This window comes from Catalinimonas locisalis, from assembly GCF_038039535.1.
Taxonomy (GTDB): domain Bacteria; phylum Bacteroidota; class Bacteroidia; order Cytophagales; family Cyclobacteriaceae; genus Catalinimonas.
The window spans coordinates 78490-102072 of record NZ_JBBPHP010000004.1 but is presented as its reverse complement, the minus strand read 5'-3'; the positions used below and the strand labels follow the sequence as shown (position 1 = coordinate 102072).

Annotated in this window: 21 protein-coding genes; 14 read left to right on the top strand and 7 right to left on the bottom strand. The window is 43.5% G+C overall.

Annotation, left to right across the window (positions count from 1 at the left end):
- Positions 1–4: 4 nt before the first annotated feature.
- The 3 genes from WJR50_RS07740 to WJR50_RS07730 form a co-directional block, all read right to left on the bottom strand.
- Positions 5–577 (bottom strand): biliverdin-producing heme oxygenase, encoded by a 573-nt coding sequence (locus WJR50_RS07740; RefSeq protein ID WP_341292675.1) that lies wholly within the window; start codon positions 575–577, stop codon positions 5–7.
- Positions 578–1017: 440 nt separating this feature from the next.
- Positions 1018–2385 (bottom strand): Gfo/Idh/MocA family protein, encoded by a 1368-nt coding sequence (locus WJR50_RS07735; RefSeq protein WP_341292674.1) that lies wholly within the window; start codon positions 2383–2385, stop codon positions 1018–1020.
- 146 nt (positions 2386–2531) lie between these two features.
- Positions 2532–4331 carry an alpha-L-rhamnosidase-related protein gene (locus tag WJR50_RS07730; RefSeq protein WP_341292673.1) on the bottom strand — a complete coding sequence of 600 codons (1800 nt, stop codon included), beginning with the start codon at positions 4329–4331 and terminating at the stop codon, positions 2532–2534.
- Positions 4332–4484: 153 nt separating this feature from the next.
- Here WJR50_RS07730 and WJR50_RS07725 point away from each other — a divergent pair, with 153 nt between their 5' ends.
- From WJR50_RS07725 to WJR50_RS07715, 3 genes are all read left to right on the top strand, one after another.
- Positions 4485–4712, top strand: a complete 228-nt coding sequence (locus tag WJR50_RS07725) for a DUF3820 family protein (RefSeq protein WP_341292672.1) — start codon at positions 4485–4487, stop codon at positions 4710–4712.
- Between the two features lie 64 nt (positions 4713–4776).
- Positions 4777–6885 (top strand): DNA helicase RecQ, encoded by a 2109-nt coding sequence (recQ, locus tag WJR50_RS07720; protein WP_341292671.1) that lies wholly within the window; start codon positions 4777–4779, stop codon positions 6883–6885.
- Between the two features lie 230 nt (positions 6886–7115).
- Positions 7116–7634, top strand: coding sequence for a hypothetical protein (locus tag WJR50_RS07715; protein ID WP_341292670.1), 519 nt, complete (start codon positions 7116–7118; stop codon positions 7632–7634).
- A 29-nt stretch (positions 7635–7663) separates the two neighbouring features.
- On the opposite strand, the gene WJR50_RS07710 is transcribed toward WJR50_RS07715, so the two are convergent.
- The gene (locus tag WJR50_RS07710; RefSeq protein ID WP_341292669.1) at positions 7664–7846 is read right to left on the bottom strand and encodes a hypothetical protein; all 183 of its coding nucleotides are present in this window, start codon (positions 7844–7846) and stop codon (positions 7664–7666) included.
- Between the two features lie 243 nt (positions 7847–8089).
- Here WJR50_RS07710 and WJR50_RS07705 point away from each other — a divergent pair, with 243 nt between their 5' ends.
- The 5 genes from WJR50_RS07705 (at position 8090) to WJR50_RS07685 (ending at position 14306) form a co-directional block, all read left to right on the top strand.
- Positions 8090–10537, top strand: a complete 2448-nt coding sequence (locus WJR50_RS07705; protein WP_341292668.1) for a TonB-dependent receptor — start codon at positions 8090–8092, stop codon at positions 10535–10537.
- Between the two features lie 267 nt (positions 10538–10804).
- Complete coding sequence (locus WJR50_RS07700; RefSeq protein WP_445223457.1) at positions 10805–11383, top strand: fasciclin domain-containing protein; 579 nt, start codon at positions 10805–10807, stop codon at positions 11381–11383.
- 88 nt (positions 11384–11471) lie between these two features.
- On the top strand, positions 11472–12374 hold the full coding sequence (locus tag WJR50_RS07695) for a DMT family transporter (protein ID WP_341292667.1): 903 nt from the start codon (positions 11472–11474) through the stop codon (positions 12372–12374).
- 125 nt (positions 12375–12499) lie between these two features.
- The gene (locus WJR50_RS07690) at positions 12500–13459 is read left to right on the top strand and encodes a fasciclin domain-containing protein (protein ID WP_341292666.1); all 960 of its coding nucleotides are present in this window, start codon (positions 12500–12502) and stop codon (positions 13457–13459) included.
- A 145-nt stretch (positions 13460–13604) separates the two neighbouring features.
- The gene (locus WJR50_RS07685) at positions 13605–14306 is read left to right on the top strand and encodes a head GIN domain-containing protein (RefSeq protein ID WP_341292665.1); all 702 of its coding nucleotides are present in this window, start codon (positions 13605–13607) and stop codon (positions 14304–14306) included.
- A 79-nt stretch (positions 14307–14385) separates the two neighbouring features.
- Here WJR50_RS07685 and WJR50_RS07680 read toward each other — a convergent pair whose 3' ends face one another.
- From WJR50_RS07680 to WJR50_RS07670, 3 genes are all read right to left on the bottom strand, one after another.
- Complete coding sequence (locus WJR50_RS07680; protein ID WP_341292664.1) at positions 14386–16254, bottom strand: cytochrome c peroxidase; 1869 nt, start codon at positions 16252–16254, stop codon at positions 14386–14388.
- A gap of 112 nt (positions 16255–16366) precedes the next feature.
- The gene (locus tag WJR50_RS07675; protein ID WP_341292663.1) at positions 16367–17857 is read right to left on the bottom strand and encodes a hypothetical protein; all 1491 of its coding nucleotides are present in this window, start codon (positions 17855–17857) and stop codon (positions 16367–16369) included.
- Positions 17858–18198: 341 nt separating this feature from the next.
- Positions 18199–19092: a Nif3-like dinuclear metal center hexameric protein gene (locus WJR50_RS07670; protein WP_341292662.1), complete on the bottom strand. Its 894-nt coding sequence runs from the start codon at positions 19090–19092 to the stop codon at positions 18199–18201.
- A gap of 455 nt (positions 19093–19547) precedes the next feature.
- Here WJR50_RS07670 and WJR50_RS07665 point away from each other — a divergent pair, with 455 nt between their 5' ends.
- The 6 genes from WJR50_RS07665 (at position 19548) to WJR50_RS07640 (ending at position 23577) form a co-directional block, all read left to right on the top strand.
- Entirely contained in the window at positions 19548–19814 is a 267-nt protein-coding gene (locus WJR50_RS07665; RefSeq protein WP_341292661.1) for a hypothetical protein, read from the top strand.
- Between the two features lie 73 nt (positions 19815–19887).
- Positions 19888–20919: an APC family permease gene (locus WJR50_RS07660; RefSeq protein ID WP_341292660.1), complete on the top strand. Its 1032-nt coding sequence runs from the start codon at positions 19888–19890 to the stop codon at positions 20917–20919.
- Positions 20920–20953: 34 nt separating this feature from the next.
- Entirely contained in the window at positions 20954–21574 is a 621-nt protein-coding gene (locus WJR50_RS07655) for a hypothetical protein (RefSeq protein WP_341292659.1), read from the top strand.
- Positions 21575–21606: 32 nt separating this feature from the next.
- Positions 21607–22023 carry a DUF3052 family protein gene (locus WJR50_RS07650; protein WP_341292658.1) on the top strand — a complete coding sequence of 139 codons (417 nt, stop codon included), beginning with the start codon at positions 21607–21609 and terminating at the stop codon, positions 22021–22023.
- A 68-nt stretch (positions 22024–22091) separates the two neighbouring features.
- Positions 22092–22667: a uracil-DNA glycosylase family protein gene (locus WJR50_RS07645; protein ID WP_445223456.1), complete on the top strand. Its 576-nt coding sequence runs from the start codon at positions 22092–22094 to the stop codon at positions 22665–22667.
- A 43-nt stretch (positions 22668–22710) separates the two neighbouring features.
- On the top strand, positions 22711–23577 hold the full coding sequence (locus WJR50_RS07640) for a sialate O-acetylesterase (RefSeq protein ID WP_341292656.1): 867 nt from the start codon (positions 22711–22713) through the stop codon (positions 23575–23577).
- Positions 23578–23583: the final 6 nt, after the last annotated feature.

The following is a 23583-nucleotide window of genomic DNA, read 5'->3' as shown; positions in this document are numbered from 1 at the left end:
TTTTTCATAAACTAAGCCAGGTATTAAGCTTGGAAAAAGTGTTTTGGGCGCTGGAGATAAGCTGCTGATGTGTAGTGCGTTGAGTACTAAAAAAGCATAAGGCTTCCTGAAACTGTTTCCAGCGTTTGCCGGTTTCTTTGCCATAGCCATAAAAAAAAGCTGTACCGTAAGAAGGTGTATATCCAAGCGTCTTTTCCACATGACGTGAGATCATTTGCCCTCCTAACGTTGAGCCTTCCATGACATATAGTGCGCCCATTGCACTGTCAATGTTGGAAATTGAAGGAAGGTCATGACAGATGGTGGGGATATGCTCCTTATGATCTTTATCAATTTTTTCCAGGTCCTGTAGCAGCAACTGAGCTTTTCTGCGCTCTTTATAATCTTCAAGATAGTTTTCAGGTGAGTATTGGCTTATCACTTCTTCCAAAGGAGAGAAAAAGCCATAGAATTTTTGCAAAATGGTGGTGTACACCGCAATTGACAAATGGGAGGAAGTAAGCTGATGAAGCAAAGGGTGTGATTCCAACTGCTTGTGTTGAGCAGATGTTTTTTCTTTCAAATCTTGTAGTACCATAAAAAAAATAGCGCTAAAACCATGCAATTAAGTAGCCTAAAAAAAATAATACAAGCGTGTATATGCTTTTCTTATATAAAAAGATAAATATGCTTATAAAAGCAAAAGGCTAAAAGTAGTTCATTTCTTATTTATCTAAAACACAATTTTGAATAAATTGGGATATTGGTCCGTTAATAGCCATAACCCAATTTTACTACAATAAGCAAATTTATATTTATTGCTTATAAGTTCTTGCAAGTTACAATTTATATCATCTGGCAGTCAGTGCTCATCCATGAGTGAGGTTTCTCCTGCATTAGGAAGTTGCAGCCAAAAAAATGCTACGTTTTTTGAGAGAATATGATGGGGGAAGGAATGTAACTTTTGCTCTATTGCCTAAAATCTAATCTGCGTAGTGGATGGATCAACACTACGCAGAAATCATATAAGTTAACTTTTTATACACTTTTAGGGTCAGGGTGTGTCCAGGGCTGACGATAAGATCGTTGTAAAAGTCCGTTAGCTTCCCGATCATCAATAATCTGCTGCTTTTCTGGATCATATACCAAAGGGCGACCGGTTTCCATGGATAAGTTGGCCAATATACAGCTTGCTGTAGAAATATGGCCTTCTTGTATGTCTGCTACCGGTCTGCTGTTGTTTTTGATAGCAGCAAGGAAATCCAGCATATGTAAGCGGGTAGCAGGCGCTGCATTGAGTTCAATATCCTTTTCCGTTAGGTCTTCAGGATATTTTTCTTTTTCGTATAATACACCAAAATGAATTTTCTCTCCGTCACCATAAGGGATGAAATCAGCCTGCATAGTGCTGCCTTCCAGTGTGCCTTTTTCTCCGTACAGCTTGAAGGACCAGGGGTATTCAGGGTCAGCAGGAGTGCCCCAGCTACGGTGCTGCCAAACACAATTCAGTTCATCATATTCAAACACTGCTGACTGAGTATCAGCAATATTAGATTTGCCATCTTTTTGTACATAAATCCCCCCCTGGGAAGAGATACGTTTGGGCCAGCCCAGGTCCAGCATCCATCTTACTGTGTCCAGCATATGCACACACATGTCGCCCATAATGCCATTGCCATATTCCATGAAGGTACGCCACCATCTGCGATGAGGAAGTCCATCATAAGGGCGCATGGGGGCGGGGCCGGTCCACATTTCATAATCAAAGAAGGAAGGTACTTCCTGCACCGGAGGGTTGCCGTTAGCCCGCATATGAAAATAGCAGCACATCTCCACATGCGATACCTTGCCAAGTAAGCCAGCATCTACCACTCCCTTTTTGGCATCTATCAGGTGAGGAGTACTTTTGCGCTGGGTACCCACCTGCACTACTTTGTTGTACTTCCTGGCTGCAGCCACCATAGCTTCGCCTTCCATTACATCCACACTGATCGGCTTTTGTACATACACATGATTACCTGCCTTCACTGCATCAATCATTTGCAGTGCATGCCAATGGTCGGGAGAACCTATAATTACGATATCTAACTCTTCCTCGGCCAGTAACTTTTGATAATCATTATAAAGCCGGGGTTTTTTACCGGATTTTTGGCGCTGGCTTACCAGATCGGCTGCTTCCGAAAGCATATTTTTGTCCGGGTCACAAAGCGCCATTACTTCTACCGGAGCTACCTGTATCAACCTGAAAAGGTCACTTTTGCCATACCACCCGGCACCAATCAAGCCCACACGTAAGGGCTTATCCTGAAAAATGACATCCAATCCGCCAGGCCCCAGCGTAGAGAGTGCCAGAGATGCCGATGCACTTTTGAGAAAGTGACGGCGATTAATATTAAAATTCTTCATCAAAATAGGTTTTAGGTTATTTGTATTGCTAAGGTTCTGTGTATAAGCATATTGATGCTTTGTAATAACCTGTAAAATATATTTTTCAGATTAATAATCATAAAGCAGCGCTTGATAATTGAGCAGATTTCCATCAATGGCAGGGATTAACGAATAATCTTTATCTCCTCAGGCGCTTCAATGGTGGATTGCACTTCTCCCTGATCATCTTTTTCGTGTTTCACTTTTACGATACCATAAGGGGTAGGAAAAGTGCCTTCTGCCCAATCAAGGTCTCCCAAATGGGGAATAATCTGAATGGTTTTGCAGGCTGGCTCTATTACCTGTATCCCCAGCACATGCTCGCTCAACCAGGGAGTGGGGCCTGCTGCCCAGCCATGACAAAGGCTTCTGCGATAACCGATATAGCAGTATTCGCCAAAATCTCCGTGTATGTCTCTGGTCTCCTCAAAATTAATCTCGTCAATAGCGCTGGAGTTTTTTGCCATTTCCAGGTCAAAATCTTCCCAGAAGGTAGTTGCACCTTTGTCCAGCATACCTCCCCAGTAAGTGCGTATGATCTCCATAGCTCCTTCATAGTCACCGGCCTGCGCCATAGCTTCCAGCATGTAGTATCCATAAAAAGTAGAGAAGTTTTGTGCACCATTTTTAGCAATCACTTCCTGGTTAGCTTGTTGAGCAGGTAGGAGCTTAGCCAGTGCCATGAGAGCAGCAGCCTGCTTGGCTCCTACATGGTCGGGTACATATTGCCTTAGACGCTGAACTGCCGCACGACATTCTGCCTGCATTTCATGATTTTCTAAAATTCCAGTGAGTTCCTCTCCGGCTTCCAGCGTCATGATGAGCAACGCCTGTAAGCCCGCGTGTACTGCCTGGGGATTTTCACTGGAAGGCCAGTCCAGAAAGCGGTTGCCATCCAGATTTTCCCGGTTATTTTTATCAATATAACTTATCAGCTTCTGCAAAAGCTCATTCAGGTAACTTTCCTGCTCTTTCAGATAAGCCAGGTTGCCATGAAACTGGTACCAGTCACGATGAATCATGATCCACCACATAGAGTAAGAGCTGATACCATTCATCCATTCGGTGGCAGGGGTTACATCGCGGATCAGGTCCAGGCTTTTAGGCACCACTTCATTGTAGCCAAATACAGTGTTGACAGTCATTACTTCCGGATGCAGGTCTCCTACCCATACCAGGCGGTCACGTTTGATACCATCCCAAAGGTAATTTTGCATGTTGAGGTGAACCGTATACGCACCGGTTTCCCATATTTGATTCAACCTTTCATCACTGGACTTGAAAGATCCCAGGTAGGGAATATCGCGGAAGATGAAAGCAGCCCGTGCTTCTCTCAGTCTCAGGTCAGCATTTGGCGTAAGCACGTCTATGCGGACGAAGCGGAAGCCGGTATTGCCCACTTCTACTTTGCCCAACCAGGGTACATCTATGGTAAAGTCACGTAGTGCATGATCGTTGGTCGCATTTTGATCGGTATAAGGTTCGGCCATAGCTTCCATCGCTGACTCTCCAAATCTTAGACGTACTTTGATAGGTTTTTGATCTTCAGTAGTAAAATAGGTCACCAACTGCAGTCCTCCGTGCAGCTCTTTGCCATAGTCGAGCAGAATGGAAGCGGTATGATCTTCACTGCTGCGCAGCAGGCAGGTACCTTTTACATTACTCAGATCAGACTGCCCGTTCCCTGCTTGCAATAACACTTCAGGGTTTTGAATGTGCTGCTTGTCATCGGTTGACTGCCACAGAATTTTTTGAGGGGAAAGAAATACTTTGGTGCGCTCATCTTTTTTTGCCATCTGCTGATAGGCATCTGAGAATACCGGAGGTAGCTGGGCATGAACTTGTGAGCAGGTAAAAACAAGGAATAAAAAGCTGAAAAGCAATTTTTTTAGCTGCTCAGGTGGAGGAGTAAATATAAAAAACATGGATCAGGTTGTTGGATAGCAATCGCTTATGACAAACTATAAATTTGTTGATCAAGATCAGGATAAATCAACTTCAAACCAAGCCTATGGTTGATAAGTAGGCGTAAAATCATAACTTTGTAAGCTGCCTCGCGCAAGTGGAAAATTAATTTTATGGAAGGATTACAACCACAGATACTGGAAGATTTGGTAAGGGTAAGAATGCCCTTTGGTAAGTATAAAGATCGTCTGATTTGTGACCTGCCGGTAAGTTATCTGGAATGGTTTGCCAACAAAGGCTTTCCCAATGGAAAACTGGGCATGTTGCTTTCCACCATGTTGATCGTCAAAAGTAACGGACTGGATTATCTGCTGGCTCCGTTGAAAAGGAAACCTCAGTAATCTCCTGTATCCGCCGCCAAATTTATTAACTTGCATCCCTTTTTCACGGAACAGATTTCAAGGCATGGCAGCGGATATTCATCAACTTCTCAAAACTTATTTTGGCTACGAAAATTTCCGGCCTCAACAGCAGGAAATTATCACGCATACGCTTAAAAAACGGGATAGCCTGATCATCATGCCCACCGGTGGAGGTAAATCCCTATGTTACCAACTTCCTGCTTTGGCTTTGGATGGACTTACCCTGGTCATTTCTCCCTTGATTGCTCTGATGCAGGATCAGGTAGATGCTTTGAAAGCCAATGGGATCGCTGCCGCCGCGCTCAACAGTAGCAATACAGCAGAAGAAAAGAGGGAGATCAAATCCCAGATGGATGAAGGGATGCTGAAATTACTGTACATTTCCCCTGAACGTGCCCTGAACCCTGCCTTCATTAATTTTATCAAACACAGAAAAGTCAGCTTTATAGCCATAGATGAGGCACATTGTGTATCTATCTGGGGAAATGATTTCAGGCAGGAATACACCCGCCTGCCGGAGCTGATGCAGCATTTTCCCGAAGTACCTTATATGGCGCTTACTGCTACTGCCGATAGGGCTACACAAACCGATATTGCCGAGAAATTGGCACTGAGAAATCCGCAGAAATTTCTATCCAGCTTTGAGCGGAAAAACCTTCATCTTCAGGTAGCGCCAGCCATTCAAAGGTTACATTCTATCAAGGATTATGTAGTAGAGCGAAAAGATGAGTGTGGTATCATCTATTGCTTGAGTCGAAAGTCTACGGAAAAAATATCCAGTGCGCTCCGCGAAGTGGGCATCAAAGCGGCTTACTATCATGCAGAATTGAGTGGTGCGGAGCGAAATCGCATACAGCAGGCTTTCCAGCAGGATGAAATCAAAGTAATCTGTGCGACCATCGCTTTTGGGATGGGAATAGACAAATCAAATATCCGCTATGTGCTACACTTCAATCTCCCTAAAAATATAGAAAGCTACTATCAGGAGATCGGCCGGGCAGGCAGAGATGGTCTGGCAGCAGATACTATACTTTACTTTAGTTTTCAGGATGCACAGATTCTGCGCCAGTTTATAGATGATAGCGCTGCTGATGAGTCCTTTAAGATTGTGCAGCGCTCAAAGCTCAACCGTATGCTGGAGTTTGGTCAGGCAACTAGTTGTCGTACCAATATGATCTTAAGCTATTTTGGAGAACATCGCTCGGAGGCCTGTGGTCACTGTGATAACTGTCTTAATCCTCCTGAGCATTTTGATGGCACTGTCCTATGTCAGAAGGCTTTATCAGCAGTAAAGCGACTTAATGAAAGTGTAGCAGTAAATATGTTGGTGGATATTTTAAGAGGATCGGAGAGAAAGGAAATTATGAGCCAGGGCTACGACCAGATCAAGACTTTTGGTGCCGGTAAAGATATCAGTCGTGAAGATTGGCTGAGCTATGTTGGCCAAATGATCAATCAGGGCTTACTGGAGATTGATTTCACGGATTATAACAAACTGCTGGTAACGCATATAGGAGAGCAGGTATTGTTTGAAGGACAAAAAGTGAAGTTGTGCACCCCCAGTCACACACCGCTTAAAAAAGCAGAAAAAAGTAAGACTGCTACCTTTGAAGATGCTCTTTTTAACCATCTGCGTGATGTGCGGAAAAATCTGGCAAACCATGAAGATGTACCTGCTTACGTGATCTTCAATGATTCTACCCTCCAGGAAATGGTAGCTGAGCGGCCGATGTATCTGAGCGATATGGCCTCTATTTCCGGAGTGGGGAAACACAAACTGGAAAAATATGGAGAGATTTTTCTGGCTGCCATTCAATCCTTCGTGCTAAAAGAAAGTACTCCCAAAAATATTAAAGGAAAGACCTATCTGGAAACTTATGCTATGCTTAAGGAGGGGCAATCGCCGGAAGAGATAGGAGAAAAAAGAGGGCTGAATGTGCTTACAGTATACAGTCATATTGCTTACCTGTATGAAAAGGGGGAAGCAGTAGATATTTCTGCCTATATCAGTGATGAAGAGATCAACGAAATCATGCAGGCATGGTATAAACTTGATAAATCTGAGGTGCTAAAAGATATTTTTATTCAACTGAAAGAAAAGTATCCCTATTACAAAATCCGACTTGCCCTTTCTTTTATTAAACGAGCCTAACTGGCTTACTCTTTTTCTGAGTACTCAAATAATTAAAATTATGCTCAATCAGACATGGCTACCGTAAGTTTGATTTGAAATTAATATTAGTAGTTTTGTACTAATTATTTCATGTAAAATTACGCATCAAATATAGCTGAAATAGCAAGATTGATAATTCAAGTATTAGTAAATATAATTTTTATAATATTTTTTTGTACTTTAATGCTTGAATTAGTTGATCTTATATTATGAGATATTTAAGCTTTACCTGGATTTATACTCTTGGATTATTTATACATCCTTTCGTATACAAGCTGTCAACAGATGCTTTTGTGACGCCCCCTAATCATCAGATATTGGGTAAGTGGTATTTGAACAGTCAGGAGATGCTTATCAATGGAAAAGAAATCCATCAGCATTTTGAAGAAATGGCAGCACAGGTATCAGCTAAATCCGGCCATGCAGTTGATCCTTCTTTGTTAGCAGACAAATTCAGGAAGGGATTTCAGGGTATTCCTGAAGGTACAGTCTTTGAGTTCAACGAGGATTTTTCCTATAGAATTGTAATGCCTGATAATCAGGTGCAGCAAGGTTTCTGGCGTATCAAAAATGCTCTGACCATTGTACTCAATGCTCAGGAAGAAGAAATGTATCTGGAAATTAGATCCATAGAAAAAGACGCTGCCACAGTGGCAATCAAAGAAGAGAAAAATACCGGCGGGAGCAGGTATGTAAAGATGGAGTTAATCATAGATCTTACTCGCTAAACTCCCAGCCTTACTCGCATTTATCTCCCTTAAAACTTCACATCTTTTGTTGGAATCTCATTGAGTGTATCAGATAATTCTTTCAGGCGTTTGTAAATAGATTGCAGGCTTTCCCGGTCAAAGTCTTTCTGGCTCAACATAGCTGACATTTCGGCTAATAAGTCATTAGAGATCGTTTGAGAAGCAATGATCTTTTCTTTAGCATCACTCATAAGTCTAAAAAATTTGGGGTTCTCTCTTTCTTTAATACTTTTTGGTTCAATATTATGCGCTGCCATCTTGTTTTAACAAGGCTGACATAGTATAGCCTGATAACCAGAGAAACAGCCTTATGTTCGCCTCATTATGTTTGTATTTTCATACCATTCTGTCTATTAGTACGTTATATTCAGCAAAGGCGGAACGATTCCTATCACTAAGCCTTTATAGTAGTACCAACTAATAGAGGAACAATCATGAAAAAATATAGAATAGCACTCATCAGTGGATTGCTCCTTTTTTTCGGTCTTTCAGCCTTCATCTGGAAGGAAGATCCGATCAAAAGTCTGATGAATACCATAGAGCAGAAGTTACAGACCTACAGGGTTAATTATCATCCTGAAAAAATTTACGTGCAATTGGACAAACCTCAGTATGTAGCCGGAGAAACAGTGTGGTTCAAAGCCTATCTGGTAGATGCTGCTACCAACGAGCCTGTTTCGCAGGAAGAAGTAGTGTATGTGGATATACTGGATAAGCAGGGCGAGAAAGTAGAAAGTATCAAGCTTAAGTCAACAGACGGGAAAATTGCAGGAAGCTTAAGTTTATCGGACTCGCTGCTAAGCGGTGAGTACCAGATGGTAGCCTATACTGACTGGATGCGCAATTTTGACAACGAACCATTCTTCCGCAAAGCCATTCGTGTGTGGGAAGTTAACACTGAGCAGGAGGCATTGCAACAAAACAGTACCGATCAGGTGCGTAAGCTGGCCGATTTGCAGTTCTTCCCTGAAGGTGGAGAGTGGGTAGCAGGTATAGAGTCAACTATCGCCTTTAAGGCTATTGACCGTGAAAGTCTTGGCGTAGCGGTAAAAGGTGAAATACAGGATGGTGAGGGTAATACCATTACCACTTTTGAGAGCCTTCATGCCGGTATGGGTGCTTTTATGATGCTGCCTGAAGCGGGAAAGAAGTATGTAGCCATACTTACTAAAGCGGATGGAAGTACTGAGCAATATCAGCTTCCTAAAGTACAGGAAAATGGATACATATTATCTGTAGATGAATATGCCGGGCAGGATCAGTTGCTGATTGATGTCAAAAGTAATGTAATAGAGCGTGAAAACTTACTGCTGACTTTAGTAGGAAATGATAAAGTGTTGCACTCAGAAGAATTGCTTCCTCAAGAAGAGGAGCATCAGATCAGTATTGCCAAAAATGAACTACCCGCCGGAATCAATCGTATTACGCTGACTACTGCTGAAGGTGAGCCTTTAGCAGAAAGATTGGTATTTTTGCATCCGGAACGTCAGCTCAAACTGAATGTTAAAATGGATGAGCCTCAGTATCTTACAAGAGAAGAGGTCAGCCTAACTGTGGAGACTGCTGATGCTACAGGTAATCCTGTGCCTGCTAACTTATCTATGGCAATCACTGACAAAGAACTGGTGCCTGAGGATATGGAGAAGAAAAACATTTTCTCTCATCTACTATTAACCTCTGACCTCAAAGGGTTTGTGGAACAGCCAGACTATTATTTTAATGAGGTTACAGATGAAAAGAAACAGGCTCTGCGCAATGTGATGATGACACATGGCTGGCGTCGCTTTGCCTGGGATGAAGAACTACCGCAGATGGCCCACACCCAAAAAGCAGCCTTATCTATTGATGGTAAACTGGTAAAAGAGAATGGTGATCCTGTTGAAAACGGAGAAGTAATCCTTTATGTGAAAGACCAGCACCAGATATTTCTGGTAGAAGAAACCGACGAAGAAGGTAATTTCTCTTTTGAAGGTTTTGATTTTGCGGATAGCGTAGAACTTGTCATACAAGGCACAACCGCCAAAGGTAGCCGTGATGTAAAAGTCATGATGAACGAAGGAGGTTTTATGCCTCAGTGGAGCGAAGAAGCAGAATTTATCGCTCCTGATCAACTGCTTGCTACTACTGAGCAATTTGTAAACCGAAGCGCCAACCAGGCTTCTGTAGAACAATCCCAGTTGGGACTGAAGGAAATGTTGCTGAAAGAAATTGTGGTGCAGGAAAGAAGGGAACAGATTGTGGAACCTTTCAAACTGCATGGCAGAGCGGATGTGGTAATTGATGCCAAGACACTACCTATAGCACCTTCCGGAAATATTCTGGAATCATTGCAAGGCCGGATACCAGGTGTGCAAATTTATCGCTCCGGTATGTTTGATTATCGTGCCGTAATCCGTGGTTCTGGCTCCCCACTTTACCTGATTGATGGCGTGCCAGTAGATGCCTCAGCCATGACTATGGTAAGTCAGTACGATCTGGACAGAATTGAAGTGCTCAAAGGTCCTTCTGCTGCCATCTATGGTGGCCGGGGAGGAGGTGGTGTGATTGCCCTTTATACCAAGCGCGGTGGTCCACAGTATGAAGAAGCTGAACCTTCAGATAATATTATTTTGCATACTGCCCATGGCTTTCACAAGGTAAGAGAGTTTTATTCTCCCAAATATACTGCTGAGGGTAAAACTGATCTGCCAGATTACCGCACTACTCTGTACTGGAACCCTAATGTACAGACCAATGAAGAAGGTAAGGCTACGGTATCCTTCTATACTGCTGATAGAAATACCACTTATCGGGTTGTAATGAATGGACTGACTGCTTCGGGCCTTCCCGGAAGTGCAGAGTATGATATTGAGGTAAATACTCCTGAGGCAGTTTCTCCATAAAATAATAGGTAAATTCTTAAGAATGAAATCCCGGGCTATAGGTTCGGGATTTCTTTTTTTATCAGATGTATGGTAATTTTCTTATGAGTTTTTCTTCAAATTGAAAAAGAATTTTTGTGTTAAATTAAACGATATTAGTATTATTCGCTAAATAATTTGTATTTGTTAAACTATTTAAAAAATAAATTAAACAAAATTAGCCATACCCATAACATTAATTAGCTACTCAGGTTCTGCTTCTATATTTTCAACTAAACTAGTGAAATAATGAAGAAGCAAATTTTTTCTTTAATGACAGCAGGGATGTTTGTAGCGTTTGCTGCTTGCGCAAGTGGAGGCAACGATAACGCCACTACTGATGCTGCTAATAATGACAATACTACTACGGAAAGCACTTCGGCAATGGAAACTATGGAAGAGCCTTCTCAGTCCATGGACATTGTAGATCTGGCTGGCTCACAAGATAACCTTTCTACCCTGGTTGCTGCTGTGGAAGCAGCAGGATTGGTAGAAACCTTAAAAGGTGAAGGTCCTTTCACAGTATTTGCGCCTACCAATGAAGCATTTGCTGCATTACCGGAAGGTACGCTGGAAATGCTCCTTAAGCCAGAAAATAAAGATAAACTGGTCGCTATCCTTACTTATCACGTGGTATCAGGATCAGTAGAATCTAGTGCTCTGTCTGATGGAATGGATGTAGCTACTGTAGAAGGGAGCGACATTGCTGTGGAAATAGAGGGTGAAAGCGTAATGATTAATAACGCCTCTGTTGTAAACGCTAACGTAGGTGCTTCTAATGGAGTAGTTCACGTAATTGACAAAGTGATTTTACCACCAAACATGTAATTAGCAGGTTCACACATAAAGTGCAAAGAGCAGTACGATTTTATTGTACTGCTCTTTTTTGTTTTAACACTTTCTGTCAAATTGCGGTATGAAGCATCCTTATCTGCTGTTAGTCGGTGCCACATTGTTCTGGGCTGGCAATGTTGTGTTGAGCAAAGCCATATCCACCGATATACCTCCGATAAGTCTTGCATTCTGGCGTTGGAGCATAGCATTGGTAGTAATTTCAGGTTTTGGAGGGAAAAAAGTGGTGCAGGATTGGGACAGAATTCGCCAAAACCTTCCTATTCTGTTACCGCTTTCATTGCTGGGTATCACTGCCTTCAATACCATGATTTATCTCGCCCTTCAGACCACCACAGCACTCAATAGTCTACTTTTACAGTCTTTTCAGCCGGTAGTAGTCGCGGTCTTATCCTATCTTTTTCTAAAGGATCGTTTGAAAAAATGGCAGGTATTGGGCATAGTCATCTCTTTATTAGGTACGTTGGTATTAGTGGCTAAAGGAGACTTGAGTACACTTTCAGATACAGGTTTTAATCGGGGAGATCTTTGGATTATCGCTGCTGTAGTATGTTACGCTACCTATACGGTCTTACTCAAGTTTCGCCCTCCTATACATCCACTGAGCTTTCTGATGGTTACCTTTTTTCTAGGCACTTTGATGTTGTTACCCTTTTACATTTGGGAACATACCTATGCTGAGCCTATAGTCTGGAACTCAGCAGTTTGGATGACAATCGCTTACTTAGGAATTTTTCCGTCATTTATCTCTTACCTCTTTTTCAATGAAGCGGTGCGTAAGGTGGGAGCCAATACAGCAGGCTTATTTACCCATCTGATTCCACTTTTTGGCAGTTTGATGGCTATACTTTTTCTGGGAGAAACTTTTTATACCTTCCATGCAGTAGGCATTTGCCTCACTTTCAGCGGAATTTACCTGGTAATCAAAAACAAAGTTTCTCCAAAAAAGAAGAAACAATTGCAATAAAACAGGGATTTGAAGAAAAACCGGTCTAAATCCGGATTTTTCTGCTTTACTCCGAACGATTACCCACTTTCTCTTGTAAAATAGTTACAAAACGGAATATTTTTTGAATTAATAAATTTTTTCATATGACTTTGAATATAGAAAAAAACAGGATTTTTCGTGTTTTATCTATTCTACTTGCTCTAAGTATGGGAGTAGTATTGATGAGTTGCGAAGATGACGAAGAAGATATTATTGATAATGGTGAGAGTAACCTTACCATTTATGAAGAGATTGCAGAGAGTCCCGATTTTACATTGCTAGCCGCAGCCATTGATAAGGCAAATCTGACGGATCAGCTGAATAGCGAAGGAAGTTTTACGCTGCTGGCTCCGTCTGATAATGCTTTTATCAGTGCAGGTATTACCAATCTGGATAACTACAGTGCTGATGAACTGGCGAATATCCTTGAATATCATGTCATTAATGAAGAACTGCTGATAGAAGATTTTGTAACATCAGAAGAAGAGGAGACACTGAACGGGACGCTTTATGTGATCCCCACTGAACAAAGCATTTATCTGAATGCTAACGCACAATTTGTGAGACCAGTAAATGTTGATGCTACCAATGGTGTGATTCATGTAGTGGATAATGTACTTGAGGAGCCTCAAAGTACTGTGGCTGATATCATTGGTGATGATGAAGACCTGGCGATCTTGCAGCAAGCTATTGCTCAGGCAGGCATCAGTGATGTATTGACCCAGGAAGGTCCTTATACTATTTTTGCACCCACTGACGCAGCCTTTGAAAAGCTGTTTGATGAATTGGGCGTATCTTCTCTGGCAGAGCTTTCCAACGATCAGTTGACTAATATTCTTCAGTACCATGTAATTGAAGACAGAACTTTTAGCCCCGAGCTGGAAGCAGGTAGTCAGAGTACCCTGCTGGGAGAAAATTTCACCATTACTTTTGACAATGCGATTCTACTGGTAGATGATAATGACATAACCGAGAACGCAGTGGTGGTAGCCGGTGACCGCCTAGGGAATAATGGGGTAGTGCATTATATTGACGAAGTGATGCTACCTTCTGACGCAGAATAAACCCATTGCATATCCATAGTAAAAGCCGTATCGTCTTCAGATGATGCGGCTTTTTTATTTATCAATATGTTTGTAATTAAAACGGTATAATAACCTTTATAACCTTAACTACCGTATTGTAAAATAACATTAAACCCTAAATACTATGAGAACATTAACCTTTCTATGCTTAGCTACGCTGCTGAGCTTTTCACTCACTGCTCAGAACCTGGAACAGCGTAATATCGGTGATTTTGAGCGCATTGAATTTGAAGGTAGAGGTGATCTGATCCTGACGGAGGGAAATACACCTGCCCTGGAACTGGAAGCCAGTGGTGATGTAGATATGAGGCGTATCAAAACCTTTGTCCGTGGGAATACACTGTATATTAAATACGAGCGGGATGATGATGTCTGGGATATGCATCCCAAGATTATCGTCTATCTGTCATATCGTAGACTACAGGAGATCAAAGCAACCGGTATTGTAGACGTGAAAACGGAATCACCCATCAGAAATTCAAACTTCAGATTTACCGCAGAGGGAATGGGGAAAAGTAATATTGAGGTAGCCGTAGACAGAATTGAGGTGCAAATAGCTGGTACAGCCGATGTAGAACTCAGCGGTGTAGTAAACCGGGGAAGCCTGATACTGGAAGGTACTGGTGAACTGGATGCTTTTGAAATGAAAGCAGCCTCTATTGATGCTGAAGTCAATGGTACGGGTTCTCTCTTTGTCTATGCAACCGAACGCCTGCATGTAGAAGCCAATGGCTTTGGCGCACAGGTAAAGTACAAAGGAAATCCCGCAGACAAAGTGATAGACAAATCCGGATGGGTATCTGTCAAGCAGGTGAGCAGCCGATAAACATAAAACTCCCTGCCAGATAAAATGACAGGGAGTAATTTTGAAAAATAATGTTGATAGTGAAGGTAATTGTCTGCAATTAACGATGTAAAGCGATATTTTCCGGTACAATAATTCTTCCTGGGCGGGAAGTCATACCGGTGGTATCAGTGAGGGCATGCAGAAAGCTTATCAGATCCTGCTGTTCCTGTTTGCTCAGGTTTAAGGGGTCAGGAGGCAAAGTTTGGTGTTCCAGTGCAATCCCAATACCTGCGCCGCCCCCACGATTGTAAAAATCAATCACTTCTTCTAAAGTCTTATACACGCCATTGTGCATATAAGGAGCCGTTAAGGCCGTATTTCGTACAGTAGGAGTTTTAAAAGCAAACTTCAGCAATTCTCCCCCATAAATTTTATGTTTGCCTTCATCCGGGTCTACTGTGGCAGTGAGGGTGTCGTTCTGTTGCGGAACGCCCAAAACCTCAGATTCCGTATCCAGATAAAGTGGGGGAACCGTGCCATTAAACAGTGGCAGAAAATGGCAGGTAGCACATTTCGCTTTGCCCATATATAGGTTAAATCCCCTGATCTGTGCCACCGTCATGGCGCTGTCGTCACCTCTCATGTACTGATCAAAGGGTGAATTAAGGCCATTGAGCGAACGCACATAGGAGGCAATGGCTTTCTGAAGATTCTTAGCCGTGATGCTATCTCCTTCAAAAGCCTCCTGGAAAAGCTGCTGATACTCCGGGCTGGCGGAGAGCTTACGGGCGGCTTCCTGTACTGAGCCATGCATCTCATCCGGATTAGCCACCACATCAGCTACCTGCCCTTCCAGGAAATTCATGCGGGAATCATAAAACTGTAAACGCTGGAAAGAGGAATTGATAACGGTAGGGGCGTTGCGACTGACTTCATCATGACCGTTTAGCGCCAGACTTTTAGTCAGGCCATCGGTGAATGCTTTTTCCGGCTGGTGGCAGCTCGCACAGGAGCGACTATTATTTCCGGAAAGCAAAGGCTCATGAAAGAGTATTTTGCCCAATGCCACTGCCTGCGGCTTTGCGTTGCGATTGAAAGGGGGAGCGAAAAAGTCAGTATTAAACGCCTGCTCGCTAAAGAAAGAAGGCTCTTTCAGATTGACCGCGGTAAGCCACTGAGTATTGGGTATCTCCAGCGCTTGCTGAAAGGCGTGCATTTCCCGCGAAATGACATCCAGATGTTCGGTGATAAAAGTAAGGCGGTCAAAATCATTAAAGGAGTTATTGTCACCCAGAAATTGCTGCGCCTTTGCTATCTCTGCAAATAGTTCTTTTGCCTCAGTCTGCTGTTGTTCAGCATAGATATTCAGTATCTCCTGCATCCCCTCCAAAGCAGCTCTCGCTTCGGGAATAGACTGAAAAGCCACGGGCGAATCAAAGCCGCTGATGCCCAGACTCATGATGCGGAGCAGTTCCAGCCGCAGGGCCTCAAAAATATTGCTGTCTGACAGCAGCAAGCCCTCAATATCGTTCTGGTATACTTTAAGATAGCCATGCAGTATGGACATCTCTGTAGCGGCCTGGTCTCTGGCTTTCGGATCAAATTCAGGGAATAAATATTCTTCTACCACCTGGAAGCCGGTAGCATACCATATTTTGCGTTCGGCAGCATGCAGATCGTGCTTATCTATGGCCGGGCCGTTTAGCTTTTTGGACAACTCAGGATTGTATTGCTCCATCAGAGGCTCTACTTTTTTGTACGCCAGTCGCGTAGCTTTGAAAGCCTGCTGTAATTGTGCTTCATCCGTACTATGCTTGATCAAACTATCCAGATGGGCGCTCCTGATGAGTAGCTGGTTCAGGTTTTGGGTATAAAGTGCTTTGACCCGCGCGCTAGTACTTTGCTGATTTTCTTCTTCGGGCTGAGTACTACAGCTATAGAAAACAATGACAAACAAATAAGTATAGTAGTATAATTTTGAACTCATAGGACATGAAGATTAGGTTTTATCAAAGAAGGAGTGCTGATGTAGCACTCCTTCAGCGGAGCTCCTTCCGGAATTCCATTTGGGGTAATTTTAGATTGTGTGGACTTTAGTTTTAGTAATCCAGTCCGCGGACTACGAGGATCTGGCTTCCCTGATTTTCATTAGGTCTGATGCTTCCACCATCTACCCCTTTGAACTCTTCACGACGCCAGGTATGAGGCTGTATGCAGAGCAAAAAAGTAGGTTCAGTTTCACCGATGGTCTCAGTGATGTCAATCATGGCTCCGTATTCCCAGGCACCGAAGCGGACGCCATCTGTTCCAAAATATTCTGACAATTCAGCATTGTCGCGGAATAAATTGGTCTCAAAAACAGTTTTAAGTGCTTTGGTTTTCAGGTTGTACTGATACAGATAAGCATCATGTGTTTCTCTTCCTTCACCTTCACCATCCTCGGTATAACCATTAGGGTCTTCCTGAATGTAAAGATAGTTCTCAGTAGCCATGATGTTGTCAGGGTTCATGTACAGGCCGAAAGCATCACTAGAGGGGTCATCTCCATCTAATAATACTTCCAATGTGCCTTTCATAGGATCAGAAGGGTTAAGGCGCAAGCGGTAAGTACGACCCCACTTAGAGCGAGAGCCATCATCAGTAAGCTGTCCGGTTACTTCAAAGTATACATTATTGTTAGCAGAAGGACCGCCTTTTCCATAATCCAAATCCTCAACACGGCCAAAAGCAATAGAGTGGAGTGCTTCAGAAGCCAGGTTGTTCTGCTCTCCGGTATTGGTCGCGGCATTTTCAATCTCAACAAATTCTACTTCGTAAGATAAACCCTGTTCCATATCAGTTTCTACAGGATTCTGATCTACACGGCGTAGCACGTATACTTTACCACTGTGCAGGTCACCCTGGCCTTCGCTCATGTACATGGCGATCTGTCCGCCCTGAGGACCGCTGTCATCATCACCGATAATGATCATGGTCTTGCCTTTGGTAACCGTAGTAGGCAGTGGAAGGGCGTTCTCAGCATTCCAACGCCCTAGAGCAGGCAATACCTGGGGAATACTGGCAGTAGCCGCGTCAGAGAAAGGGCTTACGCCATGCGTCTGTGACTCAGGACCACTCTCACCGGCAGTGAGGAAGATGGGGCCAAAACCGTGTTCTTCGGGAGTAGCCAAACTTGCTGAGCACATACGAGTACCCGCTCCGGAAGAATTAAGTACGTAATCACCTTTTACCGGCTTAAGGTTTTCATCCAGATAGATTCTGCTTACTGCATAGTTATCTTCATTGTTAACCAGATACACATAACCATCCGCGGTCTTGATCAAGCCGGCACCATCGGCTGAGCCACCGAGGGTGTACTCAGGAGATTCAGCAAGTTTGTCAGTGCTGCTGATAAGCGTGTAGATTTCAACATCTTCAAAGCCAGGTAACTTCTTAAGCATATTAGGTTCTACCGAATAATCCTGATACTTAATACCAGACTTACTATCATCATCTTCGTCCTTTCCGTCCAGAATTTCGTCAATGATTTCATGGCAGCCGCTCATGAGGAGTAAAGCGGGTGCAAGCAAAAAAGATAGACTTTTTTTCATCTTGTTTGTAAGGTTTGTAGTTGTAAAAAAGACTGTACCAAAGCTACATTTTAGGCGGGCAGTGCCTGTTAAGGGAGGGTTATGCTTCTGTTAAGATGTAGGCGCGAAAATGAAGCTTTGAGAAGGAGAGTTGCTACAAACAGTAGTAAAATGAATAGCTAATATTAGTAGTCCTTGTACTATTAGTAGTCAATTTGTAGTTGCAAGTAGTAGGTAAAAGGTTTAAATAGAATTTTTTGGTGTCAATACTTTTAACACAAAAATAACCCCTTTAACCAAAAGATAATCCTGCTTTAGGCTGGTTGATGAGAAAGTTTAAACAGCATATTATATAAGAAATTTTACTCCGCGGTCCAGAGGGGATTGCCTGCCGGAACAAAGATGACAGGTACTTCTTCAATAAACGTGTCCATCCATTCGGCGCAGTATTCCATACCGGGTTCCTCCGAGTCGGCATGTCCCATCACGATCAGGGCCTTCCGGATACCCGCTTCCAGCCCGTCCCGCACATATTCTACCGTTTCCCACTCGGCACTTTCCCCGATGATCAGCACGTCAATATCCGATTCGCGTATCATCTTCACCTGCGGACGCATACCGTAAGCGCCCGGCAGTATGCCCACACGGCTGATTTCCATACCGGCAGGGCCTACTACCCTTACGGTGCTGGTGTTGAATTTTTTACGAAGTTCACTGGCCAGTGCTCCCAGATTGGTGGCAGGGATGTCAAAAATCTGCTGTTCGCCATCCCGGTACTTGTCCCAGTCAAACGCCCTGACCACACCCACGAAGATGCCATCGGGTTCGGTCATATGCCAGTAGTCGTGGAAGCGCCAGACCACCATATTATTGTCCTGGATAAACTTCATCTTCGCCTGGTAAACCGGATCATCTTCAAAGTAAGTCTTATCATCCAGGTGGTTGTAAAAAGTAGGCTCATGGGTGATGATCAGGTTAGCGCCCTGCGCATGCGCCCGTTTGAGCACATCCAGCGTAGCCATAAAGGTGGTAGCGATACCCGTCACTTCCTGCTCCCAGTCTCCCGCCTTGATAGTGTCTACCCCTCCCGGCTTCCACTCTACCGTAAGATTTTCCTTGATACGTTCAATCACATCCCGAGCTGTCATGGCTTTAGGCTTAGTGTTTTCCGCAGTGGCCGACACATAGGGCTGTGACTGGAGAATGCCAGAGCAGAGACATAAGAGAGCAGGGAGAAGTAGGCGTAAGCTGCGCATAGGTCATCAGGTTTAGTAGCAGCCCATAATATACGGAGGGAAGCCAAAGTAAGCCAAATCTTACGTCAAATAAAGTAATGTGTCAGTGCAAAGAAAACAAGAGGTAAAAGAGAGTACAAAACTTCAAGAATAGTAGCAAGGATTTGTATAAGCAGTTCCCGGTAAGCACTGAAAGAGCTTTTGATCTGGCTTTTTTACTGTTTTACCGTCAATTTCTGTAGAGGTAAGAAAAATTGAATTGAGTACAGTATATCTATAAGGTGTAGCAATGAAATGTGGTTTAGGAAGCTGCTGGGGTACTTTTGGGTAAAACTTAAATGCTACTGAACTACCGTAGCTGGTGTAATAAAAAAGTTAGCGGAACACGGAGCTCATGGATTCGTGTTCCGGCGAGTTTGCCGGAAGGCTGAGCCCCTGGATTCATGCTTCGGTAACTTTTCCGAAGCACTGAGCCGATGGATTCGTGCTTCGGTAACTTTGCCGGGAGGCTGAGGAAGGGGATTTGCGCTTCGGAGAAATTACCGGACCGCAAAGCAGGCGGTTTCGTGCTCCGGCAGGAACTCCGCAAGGCTGAGGAGCCTTCTCCGAGTTCCGGCAAAACTTTTTTGATTGCTAAGAGGGCTAATCATTGCTCTGTTAAGATAAACCCAAGACAAATACGTTTCTTTAAGCTTAAAAAATCTATATTTTCTTACAGGGCAGGAGGTGGGGTAGGGGAATGAGTTATCTTGAAAGTAATTACGTAAAAATGATGTGCAATTTAGTAAGAGTATAAGCAAAAAGAGCTTGTTCCAAATGGAGAAATCACGTTTATTATACTATATCAAGCTGCTTGCGATCCCAATAGCGGCAGCCTTAATTCTGCGTTTTGTTTTCAATGTAGAAAGCTGGGAGGATATATGGACCGTGATGTCAATCTCTTTCTTTTTGGGACTTCCTTATCTGGTGGGTGTAATAACCATTTATCTTTCTAAAATTGAGAAGGTTCAGAGTAGGATATATCAATTCTTTTTTCCGTGGATACCTATATTAGCTTTCTTCCTGATTACTTTGATTTTATCTCTGGAAGGATGGGCTTGCTGGATCATGATACTTCCCATATTCATGATTTTATCAGGTTTAGGTGGCTTAACCGCAGGATACATAAGGCTAAAAAAGTCTAGCACTCTCAACAGGTTACAACTTTCCGTTGCGATAGTTTTGCCGCTTATAGCTTCTCCTATTGAGCAAATTGTTGGACCGGGTAGATCCACTTTCAAAGCCAATACTTCTATTGAAATTAATGCATCTAAGGAAAGAATCTGGAAGCATGTTACCAGGATTTATGAAATTTCTGAAGAGGAAGATAGAGGAATCGTTAGCAAATGGCTTGGCATCCCGAGGCCAGTACGAGCAGAGCTAAATTATGAAGGTTTGCATGCGGAAAGGAAAGCAATGTTCACTGGAGGTTTAATATTCACAGAAACGGTTACTGCTTATGAGCATCAGCGTTTTATGATGTTTCACATAGAACCCAATACAGGAGAGATACCTTCTACTACCTTTGACGAACATGTATTGATCGGTGGGCAGTATTTTGATGTACTCAAGGGAACTTACGAACTTAAGGAAATTGGAAATGATCAATATCAACTCAATTTGTGGAGTGAGTTTGAGGTGAATACCACTTTCAATTTCTATGCTGGCTTGTGGGCTAACTGGATCATGAAGGATATCCAAAACAATATCCTGAATATTATCAAAACCAGGTGTGAAGCACATACGGAGATTAGTGGAAAAAAAATACTCTCAAATAGAAATCCCCGTAGAGAAGAAAGACAAAGGTAATAGAAACTATTTTTTCAGGATTAATGAAAAGCATATGATGAGCTTTCTTAAGAGTATATGGAAAAAGAAAATAAAGATTGGCTCATTCTTCGGCGCTACTCCCAATGAACTAAAAAAGTTTAGGCGTGGTCTGGGCGAATCTGCCATCCAGGAAAAAAGCATAGCGATCAAGCATTATCCTTTTGACCCTTCCCAGGTTTATCCTGATAAAGTAATACCGGCAGATGAAATCAATGAGGTTTACCTGGATACCTACCCTCCCACGCTAAAGTTAGGAGTAGAATTGATCTTTATCAGCAGAGAATCTGTAGGGCTATTAAAAGAATTTGCGGAGCGGAATAACATCCCAATAGGCAAAAGGAAAGCTAATTGGGACTGGATAAGCGAACCCTATCTGGATACTGAATTTGACCACGAACAGCAGGAAAGAAGCATCGCCTTGCTTGTGTCAAACGGTATTTCAAAGCATGAAACCGAGCGTTTAAGAGCAGAAATTGCCAGGCAGATGTACAAATATAATTTTGACACCATGCTTTGGGAGTGGGTTAATCTGGGATTGTATGATGTGCTCATGGCCATGAGCGCCAAATACACTAGTAAAGAATTTGAAAGGTTTTACTGGAAAGCTATGGAGGTAGAGCAAAGAACTCAGTAATTTATATTCATCCGCCTTAACCTAATGTTAGCATGCCGCAAACCGCAGGATACTCAGGATCGCCCCTGGAGAAAAAGCTTGACCTCAAGTCAGGCTTTGTGATCAGGCTTATCAATCCTCCCGACCACTATTTTGAGCTGTTTCAGGCCTTTCCCACCGATATAGAAATTCAATCCGATACAAAATCACCCAAAGATTTTATCCACTTCTTTACTAAAGAGAGAGCTGAGCTTGAAGAAAAGCTTCCCAGGCTAAAACAGGAGATCAAAGCAAATGGTATGATCTGGGTAAGCTGGCCCAAGAAAGCTTCCCGAGTGCTTACTGATATTACTGAAGATACCATCCGAGGCGCAGCCTTATCCATCGGACTGGTAGACGTAAAAGTATGCGCGGTAGATACCATCTGGTCAGGGCTGAAGCTGGTAATTCCTGTAAAGGACAGGAAGTAGGGCAGTAATAGGGTTGCTCTGGATGCTGTTTATCTTTTGTTATCTTCGCCGGGAACGGAATAATGCTTATGCTGGAAGATTTATTAAAGGAAGTGAGGCAGTGTACTGTATGCGAACCCCATCTGCCCCTGGGAGCCAGGCCAGTCTTGTCTGCCCATCCGAAAAGTAAAATACTGGTAGTAGGGCAGGCTCCCGGTACCAGAGTACATGCCAGCGGCACTCCCTGGAATGATCAGAGCGGCAAGACCCTGAGAAACTGGCTGGGCGTAAGTGATGAGGCGTTTTATACACCCGAAAAATTCGCCATCCTACCTATGGGTTTCTGTTATCCGGGAAAGGGGAGGTCAGGGGATCTGCCTCCCCGTAAAGAATGCGCGCCCCTATGGCATGCCGCGCTACTGGAGCGTATGCCGGAGCTGCAAATGACCCTGCTGATTGGTCAATACGCCCAGAAGTATTATCTGAAAGATCATGGTAAGAAAAACCTGACGGAAACGGTCCGCAGCTTTGAAGATTACCTGCCCGCTTGTATTCCTCTGCCGCATCCTTCCCCCCGCAATCGCTTCTGGCTGAAGAAAAATCCCTGGTTTGAGGAAATCCTTATTCCGCAACTGCAGGATCGTGTGAAAAAGATTTTATATTGAGGCTCAGCTAAAGAAACACAACCCATAACAAGCTCATTAGTCAGTGAAAAACTTATGCTTACCTCATATTGTTTTGGCATGCCTGCTGATACTGGCTGCCTCCTGTAGTCCTAAGAAAGCGCAGAGCACCTACTTTCCTCAACAGCAGGTACTGGTGAAGCAAATGCCGGAGAAAGACAATCTATGGGTATTTATCATGGCTGGTCAATCCAATATGGCTGGTCGGGGACGCGTAGAGCCGGAAGATACTATTGCTCACCCCCGAATACTCACCATCAATCAGCAGAATGAGTGGATACTGGCCAAAGAACCGCTACACTTCTATGAGCCTGAGCTCACTGGTCTGGACTGCGGCTTAGCTTTTGGCAGAGAACTGATCAGGCATGTGCCCGATTCTGTCAGTATTGCGCTGATACCCTGTGCCGTAGGCGGCAGTGCCATACAGCAGTGGCTGGGAGATTCTACCTTCAGAGGCGTACAGCTCATGCATAATTTTGAAGAGAAAGTAGAGCTGGCCAAGCAGTCCGGTCATATCAAAGGCATACTCTGGCATCAGGGAGAGAGCGACGCTACCGATGAGCTGATTCCGCTGTATCCGGCACAACTCACTAAACTGGTAAATACTTTCAGAACGTATACAGGCGATGCTGATCTGCCAGTGATGATTGGAGAGTTGGGGCCTTACACCATTCCTAAGGAAAAACAGATGCGATGGAACAGTATCAATCAGCTGATTCATCAGTTTGCGGCTTCGGACCCAAAGGTTGGAGTAGTGAGTAGCCATGATCTGAAGCATAAGGGAGACCATGTGCATTTTGATTCGGAGTCGCAGAGAACTCTGGGCAAAAGATTCGCGGAAAAATACCTGGAAATAGCAGAGCCGCCTACGGGAGCTTACGGTAAGCCCTGAATTCAA